At 72.7% G+C, this 13,546-nt stretch carries 12 protein-coding genes; 6 read left to right on the top strand and 6 right to left on the bottom strand.

From position 1 onward, the window contains the following. Positions 1 to 49: 49 nt before the first annotated feature. Positions 50 to 937 carry a 3-methyl-2-oxobutanoate hydroxymethyltransferase gene (gene panB, locus IEZ04_RS18705; RefSeq protein ID WP_189218046.1) on the bottom strand — a complete coding sequence of 296 codons (888 nt, stop codon included), beginning with the start codon at positions 935 to 937 and terminating at the stop codon, positions 50 to 52. Between the two features lie 201 nt (positions 938 to 1,138). Here panB and IEZ04_RS18700 point away from each other — a divergent pair, with 201 nt between their 5' ends. The 5 genes from IEZ04_RS18700 (at position 1,139) to IEZ04_RS18680 (ending at position 7,381) form a co-directional block, all read left to right on the top strand. Further along, positions 1,139 to 2,722: an MFS transporter gene (locus tag IEZ04_RS18700; RefSeq protein WP_189218045.1), complete on the top strand. Its 1,584-nt coding sequence runs from the start codon at positions 1,139 to 1,141 to the stop codon at positions 2,720 to 2,722. Positions 2,723 to 2,981: 259 nt separating this feature from the next. After that, positions 2,982 to 4,013: an endonuclease/exonuclease/phosphatase family protein gene (locus tag IEZ04_RS18695; protein WP_189218044.1), complete on the top strand. Its 1,032-nt coding sequence runs from the start codon at positions 2,982 to 2,984 to the stop codon at positions 4,011 to 4,013. A gap of 234 nt (positions 4,014 to 4,247) precedes the next feature. Then, complete coding sequence (locus tag IEZ04_RS18690) at positions 4,248 to 5,492, top strand: MFS transporter (RefSeq protein WP_189218043.1); 1,245 nt, start codon at positions 4,248 to 4,250, stop codon at positions 5,490 to 5,492. A gap of 348 nt (positions 5,493 to 5,840) precedes the next feature. After that, positions 5,841 to 6,605, top strand: coding sequence for a GAF and ANTAR domain-containing protein (locus IEZ04_RS18685; RefSeq protein ID WP_229821112.1), 765 nt, complete (start codon positions 5,841 to 5,843; stop codon positions 6,603 to 6,605). Next, entirely contained in the window at positions 6,605 to 7,381 is a 777-nt protein-coding gene (locus IEZ04_RS18680; protein WP_229821111.1) for an ANTAR domain-containing protein, read from the top strand. Before IEZ04_RS18685 ends, IEZ04_RS18680 begins: the two co-directional genes overlap by 1 nt. 54 nt (positions 7,382 to 7,435) lie before the next feature. Here the strand turns inward: IEZ04_RS18680 and IEZ04_RS18675 are convergent, their stop codons facing one another. The 4 genes from IEZ04_RS18675 to IEZ04_RS18660 form a co-directional block, all read right to left on the bottom strand. Beyond that, positions 7,436 to 8,116: a GAF domain-containing protein gene (locus IEZ04_RS18675; RefSeq protein ID WP_189218041.1), complete on the bottom strand. Its 681-nt coding sequence runs from the start codon at positions 8,114 to 8,116 to the stop codon at positions 7,436 to 7,438. A 174-nt stretch (positions 8,117 to 8,290) separates the two neighbouring features. Next, entirely contained in the window at positions 8,291 to 10,045 is a 1,755-nt protein-coding gene (locus IEZ04_RS18670) for an NAD+ synthase (protein ID WP_189218040.1), read from the bottom strand. A gap of 92 nt (positions 10,046 to 10,137) precedes the next feature. Further along, positions 10,138 to 10,761, bottom strand: coding sequence for a DUF305 domain-containing protein (locus tag IEZ04_RS18665; protein WP_189218039.1), 624 nt, complete (start codon positions 10,759 to 10,761; stop codon positions 10,138 to 10,140). Positions 10,762 to 10,777: 16 nt separating this feature from the next. Beyond that, complete coding sequence (locus tag IEZ04_RS18660) at positions 10,778 to 11,455, bottom strand: thioredoxin-like domain-containing protein (RefSeq protein WP_189218038.1); 678 nt, start codon at positions 11,453 to 11,455, stop codon at positions 10,778 to 10,780. Between the two features lie 225 nt (positions 11,456 to 11,680). Here IEZ04_RS18660 and IEZ04_RS18655 point away from each other — a divergent pair, with 225 nt between their 5' ends. Continuing rightward, complete coding sequence (locus IEZ04_RS18655) at positions 11,681 to 12,187, top strand: RrF2 family transcriptional regulator (RefSeq protein WP_189218037.1); 507 nt, start codon at positions 11,681 to 11,683, stop codon at positions 12,185 to 12,187. Positions 12,188 to 12,293: 106 nt separating this feature from the next. Here the strand turns inward: IEZ04_RS18655 and IEZ04_RS18650 are convergent, their stop codons facing one another. Then, a complete protein-coding gene (locus IEZ04_RS18650) occupies positions 12,294 to 13,493 on the bottom strand; it encodes a globin domain-containing protein (RefSeq protein ID WP_189218036.1) in 1,200 nt (399 codons plus the stop codon). Positions 13,494 to 13,546 lie beyond the last annotated feature (53 nt).

Below are 13,546 nucleotides of genomic sequence, written 5' to 3'. Positions count from 1 at the left end.
CAGCCCGTCGGCCGGGCGGGCCGACGGGCTGCGGGGTGCCGTCACCGGCTCAGTGCACGGAGTGCTCCTCCTGCGGGAACGTGCCGCCGACGACGTCCTCGGCGAAGGCCCGGGCCGCGCCGGTCATGACCTCGCGGAGGTCCGCGTACTTCTTGACGAACTTCGGCACCCGGCCGGAGGTCAGCCCCAGCATGTCGGTCCAGACCAGGACCTGGGCGTCCGTGCCGGGACCGGCGCCGATCCCCACCGTCGGGATGTGCAGCGTGCGGGTGACCTCGGCGGCCAGCTCCGCCGGGACCAGTTCGAGGACGACCGCGAACGCGCCCGCGTCCTGGACCGCCTTCGCGTCCCGCAGCAGCTGCTGCGCCGCCTCCTCGCCGCGGCCCTGCACGCGGTAGCCCATCGCGTTGACCGACTGCGGGGTCAGGCCGATGTGGGCCATCACCGGGATGCCGGCCTCCACGAGGAGCTGGATCTGCCCGTGGGAACGCTCGCCGCCCTCCAGCTTGACGGCGCCCGCCCCGGCCTCCTTGACCAGGCGCGTCGCCGAGCGCAGCGCCTGCACGGGGCCCTCCTGGTACGAGCCGAACGGCAGGTCGGCGACGATCAGGGCGCGCCTGGTGCCCCGTACGACCGCCGAGGACAGCATGGTCATCTCGTCGAGGGTGACGGGCACGGTGGTGTCGTACCCGAGGTGGCAGTTGCCCGCCGAGTCGCCGACGAGCATGACCGGGATGCCGGCCTCGTCGAAGACGGACGCGGTCATCGCGTCGTACGCGGTGAGCATGGGCCACTTCTCGCCGCGCTCCTTGGCGGCGGCGATGTCGCGGACGGTGATGCGGCGGGTGCTCTTTCCCCCGTACAGCGCCTTGCTGCTGTCGGAGGGCTTGAGCGAGGGCTCTGCGGGCTGCTTCTGGGCAGCCGGAAGCTGCGTCATCGAAATGGCTCCTTCTGTCATCTCGAGGCGCCCTGACGGCGTCCCCGGACCGCCTTCCATGGTGGCACCTCGCCCCACGCGCGACCAGACCGGGGGAGAGGACGTGCATCACCGCGAGCCCGGCCGGGCAGCCCTTCCAAGAGGCCGTAAAGGCTGATATACGAGACGGTGCCGTATCGGAATCACTCCTAGATTGGCGCCATGACGACAACCGCTGGTGCCGCCGGGCGGCGTGGTCCCGAGACGGTGCGCCGGCGCCGTTGGGTCATCCTCGGTGTGCTGATGCTCAGCCTGCTGATCGTGGTGCTCGACAACTCGATCCTCAACGTCGCCGTCAAGACGATCTCGACCCCCGCGCCGACCGGCCTCGGAGCCACCCAGAGCCAGCTCGAATGGGCGATCAACGCCTACACGCTCGTCTTCGCCGGACTGCTGTTCACCGCCGGGCTGCTCGGCGACCGGCTGGGGCGCAAGCGGACGCTGATCGCCGGGCTGGTGGTGTTCGGCGCCGGCTCCGCGCTGGCCGCCCGCTCCGGCTCACCGGAACAGCTCATCGCCTTCCGCGCGGTGATGGGGCTGGGCGCCGCCTTCGTGATGCCCGCCACGCTCGCCGTCCTGATGAACGTGTTCGAGCGGGACGAGCAGCCGAAGGCCATCGGCATCTGGGCGGGCGGCGTGGGGCTCGGCATCGCCATCGGGCCGATCACGGGCGGGGTGCTCCTCGACCACTTCTGGTGGGGCTCGGTCTTCCTCGTCAACGTGCCGATCGTGGTCGTCGCCCTGGCCCTGATGGTGTGGCTGGTGCCCGACTCCCGAGACCCGGCCCCGGGGCGCGTCGACCCCCTCGGAGTGGCGCTGTCCGTCATCGGGCTCGTCCTGCTGGTGTACGGGATCATCGAGGGCGGCCAGTACGGCGACTTCACCCGGGCGGACGCGCTGCTGCCGATCGCCGGCGGACTGGTGGTGCTCGCCCTGTTCGTCCTGCACGAGAAGCACAGCGACCATCCCTCCATCGACGTCGCGTACTTCCGGAACAAGGTCTTCTCGGCGGCGATCGGCGCCATCGCGCTCGTCTTCTTCGCCCTGATGGGCGTGACCTTCTTCACCGTCTTCTACACCCAGAGCGTGCGCGGCTTCACGCCCCTGCAGACCGGGCTGCTGCTGCTGCCGCTGGCCCTCGCGCAACTGGTCTTCGCGCCGCGGGCCCGGCTGGTCGTGCGCCGGTTCGGCACCCGGACGGTGTGCACGGCCGGCCTGGTGGTCGTCGCGGCGGCGCTGGCCGCGTTCACCACGTTCGACGCGGACACGCCGGTCTGGGTGCTGGAGGTGGTCTTCTTCTGCATGGGCACCGGGATGGCCCACATCATGACCCCGGTGAGCGTCCTCGTGATGCAGACCCTGCCGCGGGAGAAGGCCGGCTCCGCGTCCGCGCTCAGCAACACCTTCCGCCAGGTCGGCGGCGCCCTCGGCATCGCGGTCCTCGGCTCGGTGCTGTCGGCGGCCTACCGCTCGGCCGTCGAGGGCGACCTGCCGCCCGCCGCCCGGCACGAGGCGGCCGAGTCCATCGAGGCCACCCTCGCCTACGCGGCCCGGCTCGGCGCCCGGGGCGAGGACCTGATCGGCCCCGCCCACGCCGCCTTCCTGCACGCCATGCACGTCACCGCGGTGTGCGGCGCGGGCGTGGCCCTGCTGGGCGCGGTGGTGGTGGCGCTGTTCCTGCCGGGAAGGACGCACCCGCCGTCCCGGGAGCGGGAGGAGGGCGAGCCGGCGTCGGCGTCGAGCTGATCGGCGACCTCCTCGGGCGGAGGGCCTGCGGCCGAGGAGGTCGCCGATCAGCACGGCGGGGCGGGCCGGTGAAAGGCCGTGCCGTGTGCGGGTTTCGTCACAGCGCGTGTGTTGCCGCCGCCGTCCTGGAACTCCTGACGTCGGCTTGTTCGTCCTCGTGCGAGTACGGCCGCCACCGGACGGCGGGGACGACGACGATCATCCCCTAGGGTCTTGTGGCGCGGGGACGATGTGCACGGCAGTTTGTGAGGCGACAGGTATGGCGCAGGCGTACGTGACGGAGTCGGACAGCGACGGCGCGGGGACGGGCCGCCAGGGATCCCGGCTGCGGCGCCTGCTGAACGGCTGGCGCCGCGACCGCCGCATCTGGCGCCGCGGCATCCTGACCGCCCTCGTCGCGGTGGTCCTCGCGCTGGTGATGGCGCTGCACGCGCACATCCCCAACCGGTACGGGAACCTGGGAAGTCTGACGGAGACGTTCCTCCCCTGGCTGGGCCTGCTCGTCCCGCCGCTGCTGCTCCTGGCGCTGCTCCGCCGGTCCGCGACCGCGCTGATCGCCGTGGTGCTGCCCACGGCCGTCTGGCTGAACATGTTCGGCGGGCTGCTCACCGACAAGTCCGGCACCGGCGGCGACCTGACGGTCATGACGCACAACGTCAACGCGGACAACACCGACCCCTCCGGCACGGCCCGTGCGGTGGCCGCGTCCGGCGTGGACGTGGTGGCGCTGGAGGAGCTGACGGAGACGGCGGTGCCGGTGTACGAGAAGGGCCTCGCGTCGGCGTACCCGTACCACGAGGTGGTCGGCACCGTCGGGCTGTGGAGCAAGTACCCGCTGAGCGGCACCGAGGCCGTCGACATCCGGCTGGGCTGGAAGCGCGCCATGCGCTCGACGGTGGCGGCGCCCGGCGGCGATGTCGCCGTGTACGTCGCCCACCTGCCCTCGGTACGGGTCAAGCTGGAGGCCGGGTTCACCGCGCGGCAGCGCGACAAGAGCGCGGGCGCCCTCGGCGAGGCCATCGCGGACGAGCCGATCGAGAGGGTCGTCCTGCTCGGCGACCTCAACGGCACCATGAACGACCGCGCGCTGAACGACGTCACCGCACAGATGCGCTCCACGCAGGGCGCGGCGGGCAGCGGGATGGGGTTCAGCTGGCCGGCGTCGTTCCCGATGGCCCGCATCGACCAGATCATGGTCAGGGGCGTGGAGCCGGTCGACTCCTGGACGCTGCCGGAGACGGGCAGCGACCACCTGCCGGTCGCGGCACGGGTGCGGCTCGCCGGTTCCTGACCCTCTTCTCCCTTCGGGATACGTCCTCTCCTTCGGGATACGTCCTCTCCTTCGGGATACGTCCTCTCCTTCGGGATACGTCCTCTCCTCCGGGTGCGCCATCTCTTTCGGTTGCGTCACCACATATGCTCGCAACCGCCGCGCAACCTGCTGGAATAGTCGACCGGGCAGGGTTTGTTCCGTACGTGAACATAAGCTGTACGGACGCCCCTGCTCGTGAAAGGCCCACTTCCCATGCCCCTGGCCCTGCTCGCGCTCGCCGTGGGTGCCTTCGGTATCGGCACGACCGAGTTCGTCATGATGGGTCTGCTGCCGGACGTCGCCGACGATCTGGGCATCTCCATCCCCTCCGCCGGGCACCTGGTGTCGGCGTACGCGCTCGGCGTCGTGGTCGGAGCCCCGCTGCTCGCCGCCGTGACGGCGCGGATGTCCCGCCGTACGGTGCTGATCGCGCTCATGGTGCTCTTCGTCGTCGGCAACGGGCTCTCCGCGCTCGCCCCCGACGACCACTGGCTGCTGGCCGCCCGGCTGCTGAGCGGCCTGCCGCACGGCGCGTTCTTCGGGGTGGGCGCCGTCGTCGCCACGAGCCTGGTCGCGCCCGAGCGCCGGGCCCGCTCCGTCTCGCTGATGTTCCTCGGCCTGACCGTCGCGAACATCGTGGGCGTACCCGCGGCGACGCTCATGGGCCAGCACCTCGGCTGGCGCGCCACGTTCGTCGGCGTGAGCGTCATCGGACTGGCCGCCATCGCCTCCCTCGCCCTGCTCATCCCGCGCGACAACGCGCACGCCGCGCCCGCCGGCGGCCTCCGCGGCGAACTGGCCGCCCTGCGCTCCCTGCCCGTCTGGCTGGCCTTCGGCACGACGATCGCGGGCTTCGCCGCCCTCTTCGCCGCGTACAGCTACATCACGCCCATGCTCACCGACGCCGCCGGCTTCGCGGAGACCAGCGTCACGCTGCTGCTGGCCCTGTTCGGCGTCGGCGCCACGGCGGGCAACCTGCTGGGCGGGCGGCTCGCGGACCGCGCGATGCGGGCCACCCTGTTCGGCGGGCTCGCCGCGCTGATGGTGGTGCTGGCCCTGTTCCCGCTGTTGATGCGCACCGGGGTGACGGCCGCGCTCGCGGTGCTCCTGCTCGGCACGGCGTCCTTCGCCACGAGCTCCCCGCTCCAGCTGATGGTCATGGAGAAGGCGTCGGCCGCCCCGTCCCTGGCCTCCTCCGCCAACCAGGCCGCCTTCAACCTCGCCAACGCGGGCGGCGCCTGGATCGGCGGGATCGTCCTGGCCGCCGGCCACGGTGCCACCTCCCCGGCGGTGGCCGGTGCGGGGCTCGCCGTGCTGGGCCTGGTCGTCGCGGCGGTGGCGTACGCGGTGGACGTGCGGCGCGGTGACGCCGTAGGGGCCGGTGCGGGCCGTCTGGTCGCGGCGCACGTCCCGGGGACGGGGGCGGAGGCCGGGACGAAGGCCGAGGCGCGGCACTGACGAGCGCCTCCGCGCCGGACACGGCGGCCTGAGAGGAACGCCGGCCTGGGAGGAACGCCGGCCTGGGAGGAACGCCGGCCTGGGAGGAACGCCGGCCTGGGAGGAACGCCGGCCTGGGAGGAACGCCGGCCTGAGAGGAACGCCGGCCTGAGAGGAACGCCGGCCTGAGAGGAACGCCGACTTGAGCGGCCTGAGCGGAACCCCGACCTGAGAAGGACCCCGACGCGGGGCACCCGACCGAGGTGTACAGCACCCGGTCAGGTGTCCCGCTCTCCTCGTTCCGGGCCGCGCGCCCGGGCCCTCCCCGAGGGATAGGCTGCCGTGCGGGGCGTCCCCGGCGGAGCGGCCGTGACGCGGCCGCACGGCAGCAGGGAGCGGGTGGAGCCGGTGAGCACCAGCGCGAGGATGGCCGTGGTGCTCGACGGACTGCGCCCCCGCGGCGGCACCGAACTCATCGGCGGCGACCCCGCGGCCTGCGCCGAGGCGCTCGGGGTCGACGGACTCGCCGTCTCGCTGGTGTGTGACGGGGGCGTCGGCGAACCGGTGTGGGCGACCCCCGGACCGAGCCTGCGCCTGGAGGACCTCCAGTTCACGCTCGGCCAGGGCCCCGGGGCCGACACGCTCGACTCCGCCGGCCATGTGCTGGAGCCGGACCTGGACCGGGTGGACCCGGACCGGTGGCCGGCGCTGCTGCCGGAACTGCGCGCCCTCCGCGTCAGGGCGGTCTTCTGCTTCCCGCTCCTGGTCGGCCGGGTCCGCCTGGGCGTCCTGACGCTGCACCGCCGGACCCCGGGCCCGCTCACCGACACGGCGATGGACGACGCGCTGATCCTGGTCGGCGCGCTGGTGTCCATGGTGCTGGACAACGCCGTCGGCGACACGGCGACGCGGGAAGGTCCGTCGGTCCTCTACCGGGCGGCGGTGCACCAGGCCACGGGGATGGTCAGCGTGCAGGCGGGCGTACCGCTGCCGCAGGCGATGCTGCTGCTGCGGGCCCACGCCTACCGGTGCGGCAGGCCGGTTCTCGAGGTGGCGGACGACGTGGTGGCGAGGCGGCTGCATTTTCGAGACTCTGGGGCACAGCCGGACGCGTTCGGCGGGAAGGGGAGATGATGGCCGCGGTCCAACAGGAGGGCGTGCTGCGCGCCTTCCTCGACACCGTCGACACCCTGGTCGAGGACGACTTCGATCTGATCGACGTTCTGCACCGGCTGTGTGCGCGCAGCGTCGAGTTCCTCGACGTCGCCGCGGTCGGCATCATGCTGGCCGACCCGCACGGCGACCTGCACATGCTGGCGGCCTCGGACGAGAGCGAGCGGATGCTGGCCCTGTTCGGGGCGCAGAGCCGGCAGGGCCCGTGCCCGGTGAGCTACCGCTCCGGGCAGCCCTGCCTCGACGTCGACCTGGCCTCCGACCACAAGACCGGGGAGCTGGCCGCGTTCGCCGCGCGGGCCCGGGAGATGGGCTTCGTGACGGCGCACGCGCTGCCGATGCGGCTGCGCCGGCGCACCGTCGGCGCGCTCGGCGTCCTGCACACCGCCCCCGGACCCCTGACCAGCCGCGGCACCCGGCTCGGCCAGACCCTCGCCGACGTGGCCACCATCGCCATCCTCCAGCACCGCACCATCGAGCACGGCAACGTCGAACGCGCCCAGCTGCAGAACGCGTTGACCAGCCGGATCGTGATCGAGCAGGCCAAGGGCATCCTCGCGGAGCGCTGGCAGGTGCGGGTGGACGAGGCGTTCCGGACGATGCGCTCCTACGCCCGCAGCCATCACGCCCGTCTGGACGAGGTGTCCCGGCAGGTCATCGACGGCGGCATCGACACCGAGCGGTTACGGGCGGGCGCGGCGGGCAAGGCGGGCAAGGCGGGCCGAACGGGCCGCTGAGGCCACGCCCTCCTGAGCCGAGCCGGGGTTCTCCCGCACCCGGCCAGGGAACGTTCACCCGAGGTACAGAGCCAGCACGTCCTCCGTCACCTGGGGCAGCGCCCGCCCGCTCCCCAGGGCCCGGGCGCGCAGCCGGGCCAGCGCCTCGTCCACCGTGATGCCGAGGGACTGCGCCAGCACGCCCGCCGCCTGGTGCGTCCGCTGCCAGTGGCGGCCCACCAGGGAGCCGGGCCGCCAGACCGGTACGGGCTTGCCGGTGAGCAGCACGAGCGCCGCCGCGCGCACCGCCTGCTGCGCGGCCGACCTCGTCTCCTCGTCGGGCGGTCCCGGCACGGACCGCAGCATGTCGACCGCCCCCAGTGACGTCCCGCCGTCCACCAGCGGGAACGCGTAGACCGCCGCCACCGTCGGCAACTGCTCCCGGGCAAGGCTCCCGAACAGCGGCCACTCGGTCAGCTTCGCCCGCAGATCCTCCACGAACACCGGCCGGCCGGTCTCCGAGGCCGTCAGACACGGCCCCTCCTCCAGCTCGAACTGCAGCTCCTCCAGGCGCACGGCGGCCGAGTTCGTCGCGTGCAGCATCTGCCGGTCCGGCGTGTGGGTCAGCACCGACAGGGTGACCGCGTCCACCGGCAGCTCCTCGCACAGCACCTCCGCCACCCGCCTGGGCACCCCGTCGTCCCGGCCCCTGCGCTCGGCCGCGACCGCGAGCACCGACAGTGCGGTATACGACACGTCGCCCATAAGGGCTCCCCGGGTCAGGTGCCCGCCGGACTCGGCGCACACGCGGCGTCCGGGTGTCCTGCGCAACCGCTCCCAAACCGCACGCGCACGACGAAGGCCGCCGGCTCCGTCGTACCCGGCCGGGCACGACGGAGCCGGCGGCCTGTCCTCACTCCGTCCGCGGGCTCACGCCTGCTCGCGCCACCGGTTCGTGATCGGCAGCCGCCGGTCCTTGCCGAAGCCCTTCGCCGAGATCTTCGTGCCCGGCGGGTACTGGCGCCGCTTGTACTCGGCCGTGTCCACCATCCGCAGCGTCTTCGCCACCAGCTCGCGGTCGAACCCGGCCGCCACGATCGACTCGAAGCCCTCGTCCCGGTCGACGTACCGCTCCAGGATCGCGTCGAGCACCGGGTAGTCCGGCAGCGAGTCCGTGTCCACCTGGCCGGGGCGCAGCTCGGCGCTCGGCGGCTTGGTGATGGAGTTCTCCGGGATCGGCGGGGTCTTGCCGCGCTCGGCCGCCGCCCGGTTGCGCCACTTCGCCAGCCGGAAGATCGACGTCTTGTACACGTCCTTGATCGGACCGTACGCGCCCACCGAGTCGCCGTACAGCGTCGAGTACCCGACCGCCAGCTCGGACTTGTTGCCCGGCGCGAGCACGATGTGCCCCTCCTGGTTGGAGATCGCCATCAGCGTGGTGCCGCGCAGCCGGGACTGGAGGTTCTCCTCGGCGAGCCCCGTCAGGCCGAGCGCGCCCATGTACGCGTCGAACATCGGCTCGATCGCCACGGTGCGGTAGTTCAGCCCGGTCCGGCGGGCGAGCTCCGCCGCGTCGTCCTTGGAGTGCTCGGAGGAGTACTTCGACGGCATGGAGACGCCGTACACGTTCTGCGCGCCCAGCGCGTCGCAGGCTATCGCCGCGACCAGCGCGGAGTCGATGCCGCCCGACAGGCCGACCAGGACGGAGCGGAAACCGTTCTTCGCCGCGTACGCCCGCAGGCCGACGACCAGCGCCGAGTACACCTCCTCGTCGTCGTCCAGGCGCTCGGCGTACCCGCCGGCCAGCTCCGGCTCGTAGGCGGGCAGCGGCTCCTCGGAGATCACCAGACGGTCGATGCGCAGTCCGTCGTCGACGGTCCCGGTGGGCGCGTCGGCCGCGGCGGCGGGCAGCTCCAGGTCCAGGACCACACAGCCCTCCTCGAACTGCGGAGCGCGCGCCACCACTTCGCCGTCCCTGTCCACGACGATGGAGTCACCGTCGAAGACCAGCTCGTCCTGCCCGCCGATCATGGCGAGGTAGGCGGTGGTGCAGCCCGCCTCCTGGGCGCGCTTGCGGACCAGCTCCAGCCGGGTGTCGTCCTTGTCGCGCTCGTACGGCGAGGCGTTGATCGACAGCAGCAGCCCGGCACCGGCGGAGCGGGCGGCCGGCACGCGTCCGCCGTCCTGCCACAGGTCCTCGCAGATGGCGAGGGCCACGTCGACGCCGTGGACACGCACGACGGGCATCGTGTCGCCCGGCACGAAGTAGCGGAACTCGTCGAACACGCCGTAGTTCGGCAGGTGGTGCTTGGCGAACTTCAGCGCCACCCGCCCCCGGTGCAGCACCGCGGCGGCGTTCTGCGGGGCGCCCGCGGGCTGGCCGTACTTCGGCGTGGCGGACTCGGAGTGGTCGAGGTAGCCGACGATCACCGGCAGATCCCCGAAGCCCTCGTCGGCGAGGCGCGCCGCCAGGGCCGTCAGTGCCGCACGGGAGGCCTCGACGAAGGACGAGCGCAGGGCCAGGTCCTCGACGGGATACCCGGTCAGCACCATCTCCGGGAACGCCACCAGGTGGGCTCCCTGCTCGGCGGAGTGCCGGGTCCAGCGGAGGACCGCCTCCGCGTTCCCGGCGAGATCGCCGACGGTCGAGTCGATCTGATTCAGGGCGAGGCGTAGTTGAGGCACGCATCCAGTGTAATCGTCAGAGCGACGCGATGGCGTGCCGCGCCTCCCTCAGCGGGGCTCCGCGCCTCCCTCAGCGGGGCTCCGCGCCTCCCTCAGCGGGGCTCCGCGCCCCGCTCCGCCAGCATGTCCGCCATCAGCTGGATCTCCGACTCCTGGCCCTGCACCATGCCCTGCGCGAGGCGCTTCTCCGCGCCGACCGTGCACTTGGCGACGCAGCCCTCGGCCATGTGGACGCCGCCCTTGTGGTGGGCGGTCATCAGCTGGAGGAAGAAGATCTCGGCCTGCTTCCCGTTCAGCTCGCCGAGCTTCTTCATCTCGGTGTCGGTCGCCATGCCGGGCATCAGCGCGCCGTCCTCGCCGGCCGGCATGTCGCCCATGCCCATCCAGGTCATGGGTGCGTCGGACGACACCTTCGGCAGCCCCCACAGGTCGAGCCAGCCCAGCATCATGCCGCGCTGGTTGGCCTGCGTCTGCGCGATGTCGTAGGCGAGCCGCCGCACGTCCTCGTCGTCCGTGCGGTCGCGCACGATGTACGACATCTCGACGGCCTGCTGGTGGTGGACCGACATGTCCCGGGCGAAGCCCGCGTCCGCGGAGTCGGCGGTGGGCGCCTTCGCGGCGGGGTCGTCGCCGTCGGCGACCGCGTACGTGACCGCTCCCGCCGCGACGAGCACCGCCGCGGCTCCGCCGGCGATCCAGCCGGCGTTCTGCCCCATGCTCCCCACCACCGCGTCAGGCCGTCTCGGAGATGCCGTTGGTGCAGGCCGCGCCCGGCTCGGGGGTCTGCTCGCCCTGCACGTACGTCTCGAAGAACGTGGCGACGTCCGGGTCGCTCGCGCTCTTCACCGTGCGCTGGTGGCCCCACGCGGACAGCACCAGCGGGTCCTTCTGGCCGTCGACCGGGCTCATCAGGCTGTACGGGGTGCTCCTGACCTTCTCGGCCAGCGCCTTGACGTCGGCCTCGGACGCCTGGCTGTTGTACGTCACCCAGACCGCGCCGTGCTCCAATGAGTGCACGGCGTGCTCGTTCTTTATCGCTTCGGTGTAGACGTCGCCGTTGCAGTTCTGCCAGACCGGGTTGTGGTCGCCGCCGACCGGGGGCGTCACCGGGTAGTCCACCGTCTTGTTCACGTGGTTCTGGCTCAGCGTGCCCTGCCATGTGCGTACGCCGTCGTCACCGGTGACGAACTGGCCCGACGCGTCCTTGCCCTCGCTCGCCGTCGTGTCGCCGCCCCCGTCGTCCGACTGGGAGCGGACCAGGAACGTCCCGCCGACGGCGAGACCGGCGACCACGACGACGCTCAAGCCGATCGTGAGGAACCGGTTGCGGCGCTCACGGGAGCGCTCGGCACGGCGCATCTCCTCCACACGCGCCTTGCGCGCCTCGGAGCTGTTCTTGGCGGAGCCCATGCTGAGTCCTTCGGGAGCGATGGGACGGTGGGGTCAGCTGATCGTAGTGTCAAGGGGAGGGAAAAGGGCAGGGCGGGCGCAGGAACGGCCGAGCGAAACCGGACATCCGCCGGTCCTCCGCCGCCGGCACGGCATGGGAACGTGACGTGTACGCGGCGTGCACATGGCGGGCAAGTGCCCCCCGGGTATTTGGATCCGCGGAAGGGCGTTACTTACGCTGCGGGTATGCGGCTGCTGCGTTCCACCGACCTCGCCCTGCGCGTCCTAATGCGGCTCGCCGTCCCGGGCGGGTCCGCGCCCGCGCCCTCGCCCACCCCCACGACCCGCGAGGTCGCGGCGGACATGAAGGTCCCGTACACGCACACCGCCAAGGTCGTGGCCGAGCTCCAGCACATGGGCCTGGTCGACGCGCGGCGCGGCCGGGGCGGCGGCCTCGCGCTCACCGAGAAGGGCCGTACCGCGTCGGTCGGCCAGGTCGTGCGCGCCTTCGAGGGCGACGGCGACGTGGTGGACTGCGAAGGAACGGTGGCCTGCCCGCTGGCCGGCGGGTGCCGGCTGCGCGGAGCGCTGCGGCGGGCCCAGGAGGCGTTCTTCGCCACGCTGGACCCGCTGACGGTGACGGACGTGGTGGCGACGCCGACCGGCGCGCTGCTGCTGGGGCTCTCCGGCGCGCCGGGGGCGGCGGGACCGGACCGTGGAGCCGGGGACCGGCCGGACCCGGTCCTCGACTAGTCCCGCATCGGCCCCCGACTGGTCCTGCACCAGTGCTCGACCAGCACTGGGCCAGCACCGGGCCAACCCTGGCCCAGCACCGGGCCGACCCTGGCCCAGCCCTGGGCTAGTCCTGGGCGGCGGCGAGCCAGAGATCCGGCCCGAACACCTCGTAGTGGATGTCGGCCGGCGCCACGCCCTTGCCGATGAGCTGCGCCCGTACCGCGCGCATGAAGGGCAGCGGACCGCACAGGTACGCGCGCGTGCCCGCCGGGACGTCCAGTCCGGCCAGGTCGACCAGGCCCGTGCGGTCGGCCGGGTGACCCGGCTCCGGGTGCTCGTACCAGAAGTGCACGGCGGCGTCCGGGAGCTTCGCCGCGAACCTCTCCTGGTCGGCGCGCAGGGCGTGCCCGGCGGGGGAGCGGTCGCCGTGCACGACGGTGACCGGGGCGGTGTGCCCGCTCAGCGCGAGCTGCTCCAGCATGGCGATCATCGGGGTGACCCCGATGCCCGCGGAGGCGAGCAGCAGCGGCGCGTCCGTGTCCCGGTCGAGCACCAGGTCGCCGTACGGGGCGGACAGCAGCAGCCGGTCGCCGACCCGCACGCGCGCGTGGAGGTGGTTCGAGACCTCGCCGAGGGGCCCCGCCCCCTCGTGGACCCGCTTGACGGCGATCCGGCGCACCGACGGGCCAGGCGCGTCGACGAGGCTGTACTGGCGGATCTGCCGGGCCCCGTCCTCCAGCGTGACCTGTACGGACACGTACTGGCCGGGCAGGTGGGCGGGGACGGTCCCGCCGTCGGCCGGACGCAGTTCGAGCACGATCACGTCGGCCGTCTCCTCGATGCGGCCGACGACCTCCCACGGCCTCCCGCCCAGGTGGTCGGCGCTCTCCTCGTACAGCCGCTGCTCGATCGACGTCAGGGCGTTCGCCATCAGCCAGTAGACCTCGTCCCAGGCGGCGGCGACCTCGGGGGTCACGGCCTCGCCGAGGACCTCGGCGATGGCGGCGAAGAGGTGCACGCGGACCAGTTCGTACTGCTCCGGGGCGACGCCCAGCGAGGCGTGCTTGTGGGCGATGCGGCGCAGCATCGCGTCCGGCCGGTCGTCCGGGTGCTCGACGAGGTGCGTGGCGAAGGCGGCGATGGAGCCCGCGAGGGCCTGGCGCTGGGTGCCGGCCGCCTGGTTGCCGCGGTTGAACAGGTCGCGCAGCAGCTCGGGACGGGCGTCGAACAGCCGGGCGTAGAAGCGCTCGGTGATCTCGCCGATGGCGGCGCCCACGGCGGGGAGTGTGGCGCGCACGGTGGCGGCGGACTGTTCGGACAGCATCGGCGTCTCCTCGGGCTCGGCGTCTCGGCATGCTCCGGGACCCTCAGCAAGCT

The sequence above is a fragment of the Streptomyces ruber genome (assembly GCF_014648075.1).
Taxonomy (GTDB): Bacteria; Actinomycetota; Actinomycetes; order Streptomycetales; family Streptomycetaceae; genus Streptomyces; species Streptomyces ruber.
This window is presented reverse-complemented; position numbering and strand designations above follow the sequence as displayed.

What these genes read in the sequence shown, in the direction of transcription:
- panB (WP_189218046.1), bottom strand. Translation starts at nt 937, where the DNA reads ATGACGCAGCTTCCGGCTGCCCAGAAGCAGCCCGCAGAGCCCTCGCTC.
- IEZ04_RS18700 (WP_189218045.1), top strand. Translation starts at nt 1,139, where the DNA reads ATGACGACAACCGCTGGTGCCGCCGGGCGGCGTGGTCCCGAGACGGTG.
- IEZ04_RS18695 (WP_189218044.1), top strand. Translation starts at nt 2,982, where the DNA reads ATGGCGCAGGCGTACGTGACGGAGTCGGACAGCGACGGCGCGGGGACG.
- IEZ04_RS18690 (WP_189218043.1), top strand. Translation starts at nt 4,248, where the DNA reads ATGCCCCTGGCCCTGCTCGCGCTCGCCGTGGGTGCCTTCGGTATCGGC.
- IEZ04_RS18680 (WP_229821111.1), top strand. Translation starts at nt 6,605, where the DNA reads ATGGCCGCGGTCCAACAGGAGGGCGTGCTGCGCGCCTTCCTCGACACC.
- IEZ04_RS18665 (WP_189218039.1), bottom strand. Translation starts at nt 10,761, where the DNA reads ATGGGGCAGAACGCCGGCTGGATCGCCGGCGGAGCCGCGGCGGTGCTC.
- IEZ04_RS18660 (WP_189218038.1), bottom strand. Translation starts at nt 11,455, where the DNA reads ATGGGCTCCGCCAAGAACAGCTCCGAGGCGCGCAAGGCGCGTGTGGAG.
- IEZ04_RS18655 (WP_189218037.1), top strand. Translation starts at nt 11,681, where the DNA reads ATGCGGCTGCTGCGTTCCACCGACCTCGCCCTGCGCGTCCTAATGCGG.
- IEZ04_RS18650 (WP_189218036.1), bottom strand. Translation starts at nt 13,493, where the DNA reads ATGCTGTCCGAACAGTCCGCCGCCACCGTGCGCGCCACACTCCCCGCC.